The organism is Rhodococcus sp. A14, from assembly GCF_011603105.1.
In the GTDB taxonomy this organism is placed as follows: Bacteria; Actinomycetota; Actinomycetes; order Mycobacteriales; family Mycobacteriaceae; genus Rhodococcus_F; species Rhodococcus_F opacus.
Window position 1 is genome coordinate 14,675 of the sequence record NZ_JAAOQS010000005.1, and the last position, 13,303, is coordinate 27,977.

A 13,303-nucleotide genomic window follows, 5' to 3' on the forward strand; every position below is an offset into this window, starting at 1 on the left:
ACGACCGGGTTACACGACGGCAAAATGCCTCGTGCGAACACTCACCGTCGAATCAGGGATTGACGATCCGGCCCTGCTCGTCATTGACCGGCGGCTGCTGCGCGGAAAGGCCGTCCTCGGGGCCGTCGCACCAGTTATCGAATTGGTTGTACGGATCGGTGCCCCACTGCGGCACGTTGTTCTCGTAGGGTTCCGCCCAGTCGTCGCATCCGATCGGACCGTTCTGCGGGAATCCGGGTGGCATCGGCTGAATGACATCCGGCCGGCGCACCGGCACGGCCGAGTCGAGACTGCCGCCCCAGGCGACACCGGATGCTCCCAATCCGATCGAAGCCGCGAATACCGCCACCGCGGCCACTCTCCTGCCCATTCTCATGACTGCCCTCCGTTGGTTACCTGGTCTTTCGTGGCGGTACCCAGAAACGCGAAAAACAATCCTCGAAGAGAGTGTTCGTCCAGAAAATTCGGCGATCAGTCGGTTTCCGGTCGGCAGCGCATGTACATCTCGGTCACCGAGGTCAAGACCTGCTTGCCGGATCCGTTGAAAATCTCCGCCGCGACGGTCACCAAGGCCCGTCCGCGATCGTCGGGCACCACATCCTCCACGACCAGCTTTCCGGTGAGCACATCACCCGGCTTCACCGGCCGGAGAAAGTTGACGTCGCGCATCCGCACCCCCGCAATAACGCTCCAGCCTGCATAAACAGTAGTCGCGGACAGTCGCTGGCACACCGCGATCGTGTGCACACCACTCGCGATGAGCCCACCGAAATAGCCGCCATCTGCAGACTCGCGGTCGATGTGGAAGGACTGCGGATCCCACTGCCCCGCGAACTCGACCAGTTCCTCCTCCGTCACCGTGTATGAGCCCAGCTCGAACTTCTCGCCCACCCGGAGGTCGTCCGCATACACGACGTCACATTTGCTGTCCACTACCAACCGTCCGATCATTCGCCCACGCCTCCACCGAACACGGAGGCTGACGTCGAGGATATGACCGGACGACGGCGGCGGTGACAGTGCCCTTCCGCCGACGGTGGGAAGAGGGCGTCAGTTCTCGTCGTAGCGCGGCCAGCCCGGATACGGAGCAAGCGTCGGGTAGGGGGTGTCGTGCGGGACGTTCGCCTTCTGCGGTCGCGCATCCCTCGCATCGGCCATGCGGAGTCACACTCCGCGTATGCGTTCTGATCGCGCGCGCCCTTTACGTGCTCAGCCAGCGTCCAACCGTCGAAGACATTGATGGTGGGCGCACGTTCCGGTCCGGAGGAATCTGCCGACGTCGCGGCCACGTCATTCGGTGCGATCACCTCCACAGTCTCCGCATTCACATACTTCGACCCGACGTTGTAGAACTTCCCGTCCTGACCCACTTCCATCACCGAGTAGTCGCCCGTGCAGATTGTGGCAAACCAACCACGCTCGGTCTTCGTCATCCACATCAAGTGTTGGAACTGGGTGCCGACGTATCGCCCTTCAGTCAGGTCGACGGGGTGGTCGAAGTCGGCTCGCTTGTGCTGGGGAACCGCCTCGGCGAATCCCGGATACGCGGCCGAGAGAGCGTTGGCGTCGATCGCTAGGTAGTAGGACTCCACATACGCACGAATGACCGTCGCCTGCCGGCTGTACAGATCGACGCCAGGGTCAGCAGACCACCGATAGTTGAACCCTATGTTGTTAGGAACCGAGTAGGCCGAGGCCGACTCGACCGCTGGGGGCTTGGTCCCACTCGATCCGCAACCTGCAACAGTCAAGACGATGGCCGCAAGGATCGGAAGCCGACTCTTCTCAAAATTCACGCGAATACCTTTTGCTCCCAAGCCGTTCGAGCGTTACCTGGGAGCCACCCACCCCCACCGACACTGATGTCATTCCTGGTCGCTCCTCGGCCAGCCTGGAATCGGCGCAAGCGACGGGTACGGGACGTCATGGGGCTGATTCACTTGCTGCGGCCGGGCCTCACGGGCGTCAGGCATGCGAGTGTCACACTGACGATCAGCTTCGATGTTGGCCGTAGCAGGTTGATGGTGTCGGATCGTCCATTCAGCGAACATGTCCCGCGAAGGTGCCCGCTCAGGTCCGGACGAATCTAGAGCACCACTCTCCGCGACGGGTGTGGGCGGTGCAACGATCTCGATCTCCTCGGTTCCGACAGCCGTGGATCCGACGTTGTAATACTTCCCGTCCTCGCCATGTTTCATCACCGCATAGTCACCAGTACACACAGTCGCAAACCATCCACTCGCGGTTGGGGACAGCCACAAGAGGTGTTCGAACTGGGTTCCGGTGTACTGATTGAGTGGCTGATTGCTCCTGCCGCCATAGTTCCAGCGTCCCAACTGCATAGCGGTCGCATCGGTGAAACCCGGGTAGCCCTTCTCCGAACTGTGGGCACCAAGCGCTATGTAGTACGACTCCAAATATGCCCTTACGACCGTCGATTCACGGCTGGTGAGATCGATACCCGACTCCGCTGTCCATCGAAAAGTGAAGCCGACGTTGTCCGGCACCGCGTACCCGCCCGATAGCGCTGGTTCTACTGGCCGATCGTCGGTATCACCACCGGGCCCGCAGCCAGTCAAGGCCATTACGACCATCGTCATCGCTACAAGGCGCGCCCTCATCGACCTGGCTCCGGCGCCAGAACTTCATCACGTCCGCCATTCACGGCGAGGGTGAACGAGTCGATGTCCGCCAAGCCGGCATTCACTATGTATCCGTTGAGTACGGCTTGTAGAACCGGCAGCGAACGTTCCGGCTCAACCGACGCGATCTCGTCGAAACTCTTCAGCGGACCGCCCGGGCTTTCAGTGAAGGAATCGAGTCGCGGGAACGGATCGAGAACGCCCCCGTTCTGCTGCTGAAGACCGAGTGCGATTTGGTAGTAGTGCTGAGCAAGACTCGTTTCGTATGTGACCTCGCCGTTTGCCTTGACAACAGCTTCGGGGACTGCGCCCATCACAGCACTCTTGAAGGTTGGATCGGCCAGATCCATACCGGTGGAGATCAAGGGGCCGGCCCCCGGGATGAACTCGACACCCTTTCCAATCGCAGTGCGGATGGTGTCGTACGCGACGCCTTTGTTCTCGAATCCTGCCGAGTTTTCGGAAGTGGCATCGCCCAGTCTGTCGTTGAACTCGAGATCGAGGCCCTTGTCGACGACCCCCTGAATGCGTCCGGCCCACGTGCCGTATTCCTGGGCCCAGTTCTCCGGATCATGCCCCCCGACCGCCCACGCCTGCTCGAGTTGTGCGGACATCCCGAAGGCCTGCGCATTGAGGTACGCCGCGGCATCAGCATTCGAATCGATCACCGAGAACAAGCGAGTGGCGTTATCGATGCCGAATCCTTCGTTGCCGGGCGGCCCTGCGAACCCATTGTTTCCGGTGAAGGCCTGTGGAGCACCCACCATTTCAGCCACGTAGGGAGCAACTACCTTCCCCAACGCCTGCGTGATTTCGGGGTTCACCTCACCGATTGCCTGCCCCTTCATTCCCGGGATGTCGAGCAGGTCGGCGTCTTTTGCGGCGAGGATTTGTGCGAGCCCGAATGCCGATTCGCCGGCTTGTGTGGACCGGAATATTTCGCCGGGATCGGACGGATCGGCGGGCCGGGCGTCGTCGGCGATCCAGTCGAACATCGCGGCGACGTTCTGTTCGCCGCCGTCGGCCCAATCGCGTTGGAGCAGGGGCATGATGACGTCGTCGCGGTTGTAGCCGGCCGGCATGCCGTCGCCGGACAGGATGTTGTGGACGGCGGCATGGTCGCGGCCACCGACGCCGACCATGTCCTGCAGGAGGGTGTCGACGCTGTCGCGGCCCAGAGCGTTGTGGTCGAAGGAGTCCCCGATCAGGAGGCTCTTGTCGTTGGTGGCCGAGGCGATCTCCCCGGCACGGGAGAGGAGGCTCTCGCTCAGCTCACTGCCCTGCTGCACGGCCGGGTCCGCCAGACCGAAGGCTTTGGTGAATCGTGCCAGGTCGTCGCCGTTGTTGACGACCACCGACGGTTGCGGTGCGTCGTGCGCGCCCTTCGTCAGGTTGCCGGTCGACGTCACCGGTCCCTCGAACAGTCCTCGAAGGCTTTCCGGAATGTGGCTCTGACCGCCGACGTCGCCGCTGGCACTGCCGACGTTGTAGTTCGACACCACAGCGAGGCCGTTGGACAGCGCGCTCGCGGCCTCGGTGCGTCCGTTCTCGCTGTACTGCTCGGACAGGGCGAGGAAGCCGTCCTTGCCGGCCGCGGTATAGAACTGCTGCAGGAAGTCGATCGTTCCCTGTGGAAGATCGGTGACCTTGCCGCCGTCGGCCAGCGTCTGCACTTGTGCGGGAGTAAGTCCCGCCGCCGCGATCTCCCGGGCGACACGGTCACGGACGTCCTGCGGAATGTCGGAACCGCCTCGCACCACCTGCTCGCCCAGCGCGGTGCCCTCGTGCCCCGACAGACCCGTGGTCGCCGGGGCACTCGCCGCCACGGCGCGCAGCGCGTCCCGGATCGCCGTCGCCATGTCCCGATCGGCATTGTCGAGTTCCGTCAGTGCTCCACCGAGTTGGCTGCGCCAGTACTCCATCAGCTCGGCATGCTCGGCGGCCTCGGCCTCGCTCATCGTCGTCGGCCGGCTGACGATCTGCCAGTCGTCGGAGACGGTGAATCCGTCGGTTGCCGCCTTGTCGATCACGGTGGCGACGTAGTCCCGCGCATGGCCGAGGCGATCGGCCCCACCGACGAGCGCGTTCGACAGATCCTCCAGATCGTCTGCGAGCCGGCGGATTTCCGTGCGCTCACTGTTCGCCCTCTGCTCGGCGGCCGCCTGCGCCGGACCGCGCCAGTCGTCGTGTCGGCCCAGATCTGCGACAGCACGCTGGACGTCGTCCGCCCGGCCCCGTGTGTCCTCGGCGGTCCGTCCGATCTCCTCGCCCGCCAGTGTCAGATCCCGCGGGTTCCAGACGTGCAGTTGCGACCGACGCGGAATCACATTTCCCCCATCGCCGACAGCTGCGACGCGAACGACGTGTCGGTGACCTCGTAGTTCTCGGCCCCGTCACCCGCGATGAACGCCATCTCGTCGATGCGACCGGCCGCGACTCCCAGCGCGGACGCGAGGATGTCGCCGGCTTCCTTGCATGCCGCCGCGGTGTCGGACCCCTCGACGGCCCGCACCGCGTGCTCGAAGCTACGCCGGCCACCCAACGCCTCGACCTCACGCGCGATGACGCCGAGCGCGGTGGACATCGCACGCAGCATGTCGGGGTCGACCTTGACGACCGCGACGTCCGGTCCACCGAGCACCGGCGCCAGCCCGGGGACGGCGGCCAGCGGAGGCTGCGTCGCACCGGTCCCGTCCAGCGACGCAATGACACTTTCCGGCCACGTCATATCGCCCTCTGACATCTACATCTCCCCCTGATAGCCGCATCGAGATCCACCCCCGGATCCGGGTCACCGACACGCTCGGCGACCCGGGGAGAGAATAGCGGACGCCGTCACACGGACGTGTGACCACAACACGGTTGTGCAACGGTTGGGCGGATTCGCAGATTGAGAATCGGGTGAACCGGGTATCGAGACCAGATGGCCATCACCGATATCAAGGAGTACAGCCACCTCACCGATGCGGATGTGGAGGCGCTGGGCGCGGAACTCGATGCGATCCGGGCAGACATCGAGGAGTCCCGCGGCGCCCGCGACGCGCGGTACATCGACCGGACGATCAAACTGCAGCGGTCGCTGGCGATCGCGGGCAGGGTCGTCCTGTTCGGCAGCCGGAAGAGACCGGCGTGGATCCTGGGTACCGCCTTGATGGGTGCGGCGAAGATCATCGAGAACATGGAACTCGGCCACAATGTCATTCACGGCCAATGGGATTGGATGAACGATCCCGAGATCCACTCGTCGAACTGGGAGTGGGACAACACGTGCCCGTCGTCGGGGTGGAAGCACTCGCACAACTACGTCCATCACAAGTTCACCAACATCGTCGGTCTCGACAGCGACGTCGGATACGGGATCCTGCGCATGACCCGCGACCAGAAGTGGTCGCCGGTGTACCTGGCGCAGCCGTTCTACAACGTGCTGCTGGCGTTGCTGTTCGAGTGGGGTGTCGCGCTGCACCACCTCGACGTGGAAAGCATCCGGCGCGGCGACTACGACCGCGCCGAAACCCTCCGCAACGCGAAGGAGGTGGGACGCAAGATCGCGCGGCAGGTCGGCAAGGACTATGTGGTGTTCCCGGCGCTCACCGGCCCGGCATGGAAGAGCACGCTGACAGCGAACATCACCGCCAACGTGATCCGCAACCTGTGGGCCTACGGTGTCATCTTCTGCGGCCACTTCCCGGACGGCGCGGAGAAGTTCACCAAGGAGGAATTCGAGAAGGAAACCAAGGCCGAGTGGTACCTGCGCCAGATGCTGGGCTCCGCCAACTTCAACGCCGGCCCGGTGCTGGCGTTCATGAGTGGCAACCTCTGCTACCAGATCGAGCACCATGCGTTTCCCGACCTGCCCAGTAACCGCTACGCCGAGATCGGCGTGAAGATGCGGGAACTGTGCGACAAGTACGACCTCCCCTATACGACGGGTTCGCTGCCCCACCAGTACGGACTCACCCTCCGCACCATCTTCAAGCTCGCCCTGCCCAACCGCTTCCTGTCGGCGTCCGCGGACGACGCACCGGAGACGGCCTCGGAACTCCGATTCCGCATCCGCGGTGGGATGAAGGAAGTGTTCGGCGTCGACCCTGCGACCGGGAAGCGGCGCGGACTGCGTACGGCGCTGGCGATGATTCGCAACTGACTCAGGACGTCCACGCGTACCGGAAGCGTTGCGCGACCTCGTCGACCGGTTTCTCCCGGTATTCGGCGTGCTCGTATTCCTTGACCGCCGCGAGCGCTTCCATGATCAGCGGTCCGAACAGGTCGCGCGCGAGCGCCGACGACTCGAACGCTCCGAGCACGTCGGACGGCAGGGTCGGGAGGAGATCCACGGCGCCGGTCAGGTCCGCGGGATCGACCGACACCTCGTCCGGGAGGGGAAGCGCACCGGCGATGCCGTCGTGCGCGGCGCCGAGAATGGCGGCGCTGCTCAGATACGGGTTCGCGGACGGGTCGATGGGTTTGATCTCCAGGTTCGCGCCGTGCGGGTTCCCGGCGGTGTCCGCGCAGAGGCGAACGGCGGCCTCGCGGTTCTCCAGGCCCCAGCAGCGGAACACGCCCGACCACATGCCCGGGCGCAACCGCAGGTGCGACAGCGCCGATCCGGCGAGAACGGCCGTGAACTCGGGTAGCGCCCGCAGAATCCCGGCGACCGCGGCGCCACCGGCAGGAGTCAGTCCGTGCGGGCCCGGGCCTCCCGACAGGATCGGCAGGTCACCCTCGGTGAACGACACGTGCTGGTGGGCACCATTACCCGCCCCGCCCGCGACGGGCATGGGTGAGAACGACGCCCGCAGTCCCTGGGCGCGTGCGATCCGGCTGATCAGGGCGCGGGCCAGCACCGCGTTGTCGGCCGCCTCGACGGGATCCGCGGGGGCGAGCGACACCTCGAATTGGCCGAGCCCGGCCTCGGCGTGGACCTGTTCGATCGGCAGGGCGGCCGTCGACGCCGCCGCGAGCAGGCGCTCGATGAATTCTTCTTGCGTGAGAACGGCATTGAGGCCGTAGGCGGACCATTCTTCCGTGGTCGCCGCGTCGAACAGCGCGAACTCGATCTCGTGGCCGATTCGTGCGGTCAGCCCGGACTCCGCCAGCCGCGCCGTCACCCGCCGCAGCGCGTACCGGGTGCAGGCGAGCGACGGCGTCCCGTCCTGCTCGGTCAGGCACGCCGGCGCCCAGTACGTGCCGTTGCCCAGGTCTCGCACGTCGTCGCCGTCGATCCGCAGCCGGAGGTCGCCGACGACGGAGAAGGATGGCGTGAATGCGAGGTGGTCGTCGACGCAGAACACAGTCCAGCTCGGCGATGCGCCTGCTCCGGAGTCGACGAAGGTGGACAGTCTCGAGATCGGCAGCACCTTCGCCCGGGAGACCCCGGCCATGTCGACGATCGAGCCGACGATGCGGTCCGTGTGGCCGAAACCATCCTCCGCGCCGGGCATCAGGCCCTCGCCACTGCGGTGGTCCGCGCGAGGAACCCGAGCACGCTGTGCACCGATTCGCGTTGCGCCCGGCCCTGACCTGCGCCCCCGCCGCCGAACGCGATGCCGCCGGTCCATTGCGCGTCGGCGGGGAACATTCCGAGGCGGAGGAGGTGGCCGGCGCCGTCGAACGTCCGGTGTTCGTCGCGGGTGCCGGATCGACGCCCGAGAACTGCCGTGGCCATCTCGTCCGACGGCCACAACTGGTCGTCCGCACCGGTCAGACACAGCACCGGCGCGGTCGCCCGTTCGGACCGCAGCGTCGCCTCGGCCGGTGCGGCCGCGAGCCCGGCCCGGTAGGCGGCACCCAGGCGCAGCAGGCTCGGGCGGTGCGCGGTGACGTCCTGGTGCGCCCGCCACGCGTTGCGGATCAGCTGGGGCATCAGCGTCCCACCCGGCAGCGGCGCCCACGGCACGGGCCGGCCGTTCCACGTCCACGACGGGGTGTCGGCGATCTCGCCGTCGGGGCCGATCGCCTGCCACGACACCGAACTCGGGCTGATCAGGATCAGCCCGGCGACGGGGAGGTCGCCGACGCACGCAGACGCCAACAGGCCCTCCGCACCCCGCGAAATGGCCATCGCGGTCACGCGATTCGCGTCCACCGACGGCTGCGCACCGAGAGCCTCGACCGCGGACGTGAACCGCTCGAGCGGAACGTTCACCAGCGTCGCGTCGGTGTTCGATTCGTCCACCCACGAATAGGCCAGTGCGGCATACCCGTTGGCAGCCAGCATTCCGACGGTGGAACGTTGGGAGTCGACGCCGCCCTCCGAGCCGCCGAAGCAGGCGACGCCCGGCCAACCGCCGCTCGGAGCGTCGCCGGCGGGCAGTGCGAGCAGCGCCGGTCGGTCGCCGACATCGAGGGAACGGACGGACACTCCCGGGGCGCTCACGTGACGCGTCACCGTCCGCCGCGACGTTCCGTCCGGAGTGCCCGCCTCGACGGTGACCAGCCAGGCGTCGGGCGGCGGCACGAAGAGGTCGGGAACCCGGCCCTCGGACACGAAACGCATGGCCCACAGCGGCGCGTCGGCGTCCGCCACGTCCCAGTCACCGTGGTCCGGAACCTGTCCGGCGACGTCGACGATTCCGTCGGCCGGGACGGTGAACGTGGCCTCCGCCCGCCACTGTCCACCGAACAGGTCGGTTCCGGTGGTGCGGACGGTCACCGACGATCCGGGCCGGGCGCCGCGGACGATCAGCGAGAACGCCTCGTCGTGACGCGACGACGCCGGAACGTCGAGTTCGAGGGACCCTGCCGACAGGTCCGCGGCCGGCGCGGGCTGCTCGGTTACCGCGGGCTCCGCCGAAGTGTGGGTCTCCAGCAGCTGCGACCGCTTCTCGAACCATCCGGGGAACACCGCGGACACGAGGCCCGCGACGCCCATGAGGGTGAACGGCAGCACCCAGTAGCAGACGACGGACAGGGTGTCGCCGGCGTCGCGCATGGTGGCGTCGCCGTCGACGATGGGTGGGATCAGCGAGAACACGGTCATCAGTCCGAACGCGGCCACCCACATCCACGTCATGGCCGTGGTGATGTATCGGAATCCGCCGCTCGCCGCCGTCCGGGCGTCCACGGTTGCCGCCGCGTACTCGCGCACGAACGGCCGCCCGATCAGAGCGCCCACCGCCGCGATCGCGAACAACCCGAAGTTGCTCAGCGGCTGAAGCCAGCGTTCGAGGACGGCGTCGTCCAGGGTGAGTGCCGCGATCAGCAACAGTGCGAAGACGGCGACGGTGCCGACCTCGAGGGTCCGCCAGGGCTGGCCCCGCAACCGTTGCAGCACCTGGCCTACGGCCGCGATACCGAACGCGATCGCTATGGCCGCGACGAATCCGGTGTTGCCCACCAGGATCCAGTAGACGATCCAGGGTGCGAATCCGATGATGAACCCCATTGCACTGCCCCACTGCTCGGCATATCCGAGCGGACGACGGCCGACCCACACATATTGTCGGCCCTCGGGCGGGCGCGGGGGCAGGATTCACCGAGCCGAGCGCGCGTCACCGCGCGAGAGTCTCCGCCAGTTCACAGAAACGCTGAACCGTGACGCCCGCGAACGTCGGGTTGTAGGCCACCGCCAACCCGATCGCGGGACGCGGCGCGGCGGGGACGAGCTGCCGGAACCGCACACGGGTACCCGCTCGCCGCGACGAGCTCGACGGAACGAGTGCCCAGCCGAACCCGCTCTCGACCAGAAACAACACCGTCTGCACTTGCACCGCCTCCTGGGAGACCCGGGGTGAGAACTTCGCTTCCTCGAACAGAATCGACGTCAGCGCGTGCAGGCCGGGCAGGTCCGAGGTGGTGTAGTCGATGAACGGCTCGTCCCGTAGGTCGTCGAGCGAGACCCCCTCCTTCGCTGCCAGCCGGTGTCGCGTGGGGAGGGCGACGACGAAGTGGTCACGCTCCACGGTGATGTAGCGAATATCGCTTCGCCGCGACAGTGGCACGCGCACGATCCCGACGTCGAGGTGATTTTGTTCGAGCGAGTCGATCAGCTCGGCGTTGGTGAGCTCCGAGAACTTCAACACGATGTCCGGATACTGCTTCTGGAATGCCGGCAGCAGCCGCGGGAGCAGGATGTTCTTGGCGGAACCGACGAAGCCCACGCGCAGCCCGCCGCTGAATCCGTGCGCCGTGGACCGCGCGACCCTGGCCACTTCCTCGGCGTGGAAAAGTGCCGCGCGCGCATCGGTCAGCGCCGCCTCGCCGGCCTTCGTGAGCCGCACCTGATGAGTTGACCGGACGAACAGTTCGGCACCGATCTCTTCCTCCAGCTTTCGGATTGACACGGACAGGGGCGGCTGCGTCATGTGCAGGCGTTCCGCCGCCGCCCGGAAGTTCAGGGTGTCGGCGACGGCGACGAATTGAGTCAGCTGACGTAACTCCATGGTGATACCCCGTCCGAATCAAGTGATGCCGATGAACACGCTTCGCTTGTATTAAACAGGTGCCGGGAAGCACTGTGACTCAGACAACAGTCTTCGAGCAATCATGCCCACCATCACCACGGAGGCCACCCATGCCACCTGAGAAACCAGTGCCCGCACTCGCCAATTTCGAGAAGGCGTTCCGCCCCCGATCCGTCGCGGTCATCGGCGCCTCCGACGATGCGACCCGCATCTCCGGACGCGCGCTGCACTACCTGATCCGCGCGGGATACCGCGGCGCCATCTATCCGGTCAACAACCGCCGCGAGACAGTGCAGGGCCTCCGCGCGTACGCCGCACTCGCCGACGTCCCCCAGACACCGGACATCGCATTGATCGCCCTTCCGTCCCGGCTGCTCGAGGGCGCCCTCACCGAGTGCTTGGAACAGGGCGTCGGCGCGGCAGTCGTCTACGCCGCGGGGTTCGCCGAGACCGGGTCCGACGGCGGTGCGCTCCAGGGCCGGCTCGCCGCGATCGCGGCGGCGGGCGACATCCGGCTGTTCGGCCCCAACTGTCTCGGCCTGCTTCACACCGACAGTGGATTCGCGGGCACATTCAGCAGCGCCTTCGACACGGCTCTGCCGACCCCCGGCGGCGCGGCCATCGTCAGCCAGAGCGGTGCCTACGGCGGGCATCTCGCGTACCTGTGCGAGAAGCGCGGAATCGGCGTCGGCTATTGGGTGTCCACCGGCAACGAGGCGGGCACCGACGTCGCCGACTGCATCCACTGGCTCGCCCTGCAGGACGACGTCAGCGTGATCCTGGCGTACGCGGAGGGCGTCCGTGACGGCGAGACCTTTCGTGCCGCCCTGCAGGCCGCACACGATCACCGCAAGCCGGTGGTGTTCATGAAGGTCGGCCAGTCCGCCGCCGGCGCAACCGCCGCACAGTCCCACACCGCGAGCCTCGCGGGAACCGACGCGGTATTCGACGCCCTCTGCAGGCAGTACGGGGTGTACCGGGCGCAGACCACACAGGAACAGGTCGATGTCGCGTACGCAGCCGACCGCGGACGCTTCCCGACGGGGCGCAGCCTCGGGATAATCACCGTGTCCGGTGGTTTCGGCGTGCAGTTGTGCGACGCCGCCGAACGCGGCGGGCTCGATGTCACTCCTCTCGCGGAATCGGGGCGGGCGAAGCTCCGCGAGCTCAATCCGATGGGCAGCGACAACAATCCCTGCGACACCACCGCCGGCTGGCTCAACGACATGAGTCTCATCACCAAGACGTTCGACGTCATGTACTCCGACGGCGGCTACGACAGCATCATCGGATCGTTCACCATGCTCCCCGACTCCCCCACCTACGGCGAGGAGATCCGCAAGGCCATCGGCGCCGGGACGAGCGAATTCCTCGACCGGCCGACGGCACTGTGCATGGAGGCGCGCACCGAGGTGGTCCGGGCGTACGAGCGCGACGGCTTCCTCGTCTTCGACGACTCCGAACGGGCCGTCACCGCGTTGAGCGCACTCGCGTACTTCGCCGAGCATTTCGACACGCCGGTCGTTCGCCGTGACCGAAAGCGAACCACGCGAGCCCCTCTCGGTAGCGATCCGCTGTCGGAACACGCCGCCCAGCAGATCCTGGCCGACGCCGGCATCCCCTTCCCCGCCTCGACCGTGGTCACCCACCCCGACGACGTCGCGAAGGCGGCCGCCGATCTCGGTTTCCCCCTGGTCATGAAGATCGTCTCGCCCGACATCGCACACAAGACGGAGATCGGCGGTGTCATCCTCGACGTCGAGGACGAGGCCCAGGCGAGCGCGGCTTATCTGACGCTTCTCGAACGCGCGAACGCAGCGGTGCCCGGTGCCCGCATCGAGGGTGTGCTCCTCGGCGTGATGTGCCCGAAGGGTGTCGAAACCATCGTGGGCGTGACCAACGATCCCGCCTTCGGCCCCACCGTCATGTTCGGGCTCGGTGGCATGCAGGCCGAATTGTTCCGCGACGTCGCGTTCCGCGTCGGTGAACTCGACCACGCCGAAGCTGTGAATCTGATCCGGGAGATCAAGGGTTATCCCCTTCTCACGGGGTTTCGCGGTGCTGCCCACGCGGATGTCGACGCGCTCGCGGACCTCCTGGTCGCCGTGTCGAGGTTCGCCGTCACCCACGCCGACCAACTCGACTCCCTCGACCTCAACCCGGTGCTGGTTCTCGAGGAGGGCCGCGGCGCGCTCGCCCTCGACGCACTGATCACGGTGCGGACCACCTCGTGATCACAGGCATCACCCCGACAACGAA

At 66.4% G+C, this 13,303-nt stretch carries 11 protein-coding genes; 2 read left to right on the plus strand and 9 right to left on the minus strand.

The annotated features are described in order from the left end of the window. Window positions 1-52: 52 nt before the first annotated feature. The 6 genes from G9373_RS04365 to G9373_RS04390 all read right to left on the minus strand — a co-directional run bounded on the left by G9373_RS04365 (window position 53) and on the right by G9373_RS04390 (window position 5,385). The gene (locus G9373_RS04365; RefSeq protein WP_037203105.1) at window positions 53-376 is read right to left on the minus strand and encodes a hypothetical protein; all 324 of its coding nucleotides are present in this window, start codon (window positions 374-376) and stop codon (window positions 53-55) included. Window positions 377-471: 95 nt separating this feature from the next. Beyond that, window positions 472-951 carry a MaoC/PaaZ C-terminal domain-containing protein gene (locus tag G9373_RS04370; protein ID WP_005254050.1) on the minus strand — a complete coding sequence of 160 codons (480 nt, stop codon included), beginning with the start codon at window positions 949-951 and terminating at the stop codon, window positions 472-474. Next, window positions 948-1,796 (minus strand): hypothetical protein, encoded by an 849-nt coding sequence (locus tag G9373_RS04375; RefSeq protein ID WP_240960358.1) that lies wholly within the window; start codon window positions 1,794-1,796, stop codon window positions 948-950. The genes G9373_RS04370 and G9373_RS04375 overlap by 4 nt, the downstream gene beginning before the upstream one ends. Window positions 1,797-1,865: 69 nt before the next feature. Then, the gene (locus G9373_RS04380; protein WP_167114051.1) at window positions 1,866-2,600 is read right to left on the minus strand and encodes a hypothetical protein; all 735 of its coding nucleotides are present in this window, start codon (window positions 2,598-2,600) and stop codon (window positions 1,866-1,868) included. Between the two features lie 17 nt (window positions 2,601-2,617). Further along, window positions 2,618-4,969, minus strand: coding sequence for a hypothetical protein (locus G9373_RS04385; RefSeq protein ID WP_167114054.1), 2,352 nt, complete (start codon window positions 4,967-4,969; stop codon window positions 2,618-2,620). Next, complete coding sequence (locus G9373_RS04390) at window positions 4,966-5,385, minus strand: hypothetical protein (protein WP_240960359.1); 420 nt, start codon at window positions 5,383-5,385, stop codon at window positions 4,966-4,968. Before G9373_RS04390 ends, G9373_RS04385 begins: the two co-directional genes overlap by 4 nt. Window positions 5,386-5,565: 180 nt before the next feature. Here G9373_RS04390 and G9373_RS04395 point away from each other — a divergent pair, with 180 nt between their 5' ends. Then, window positions 5,566-6,786: a fatty acid desaturase gene (locus G9373_RS04395; protein ID WP_005252532.1), complete on the plus strand. Its 1,221-nt coding sequence runs from the start codon at window positions 5,566-5,568 to the stop codon at window positions 6,784-6,786. 1 nt (window position 6,787) lies between these two features. Here the strand turns inward: G9373_RS04395 and G9373_RS04400 are convergent, their stop codons facing one another. The 3 genes from G9373_RS04400 to G9373_RS04410 all read right to left on the minus strand — a co-directional run bounded on the left by G9373_RS04400 (window position 6,788) and on the right by G9373_RS04410 (window position 11,023). Continuing rightward, window positions 6,788-8,083, minus strand: a complete 1,296-nt coding sequence (locus G9373_RS04400; protein WP_133984825.1) for a glutamine synthetase family protein — start codon at window positions 8,081-8,083, stop codon at window positions 6,788-6,790. Then, window positions 8,083-10,026, minus strand: coding sequence for an acyl-CoA thioesterase/bile acid-CoA:amino acid N-acyltransferase family protein (locus G9373_RS04405; RefSeq protein ID WP_167114057.1), 1,944 nt, complete (start codon window positions 10,024-10,026; stop codon window positions 8,083-8,085). The genes G9373_RS04400 and G9373_RS04405 overlap by 1 nt, the downstream gene beginning before the upstream one ends. 106 nt (window positions 10,027-10,132) lie before the next feature. Further along, the gene (locus G9373_RS04410; RefSeq protein WP_167114060.1) at window positions 10,133-11,023 is read right to left on the minus strand and encodes a LysR family transcriptional regulator; all 891 of its coding nucleotides are present in this window, start codon (window positions 11,021-11,023) and stop codon (window positions 10,133-10,135) included. 131 nt (window positions 11,024-11,154) lie between these two features. Here G9373_RS04410 and G9373_RS04415 point away from each other — a divergent pair, with 131 nt between their 5' ends. Beyond that, window positions 11,155-13,278 carry an acetate--CoA ligase family protein gene (locus G9373_RS04415; RefSeq protein WP_167114063.1) on the plus strand — a complete coding sequence of 708 codons (2,124 nt, stop codon included), beginning with the start codon at window positions 11,155-11,157 and terminating at the stop codon, window positions 13,276-13,278. The last annotated feature ends 25 nt before the right edge of the window (window positions 13,279-13,303 follow it).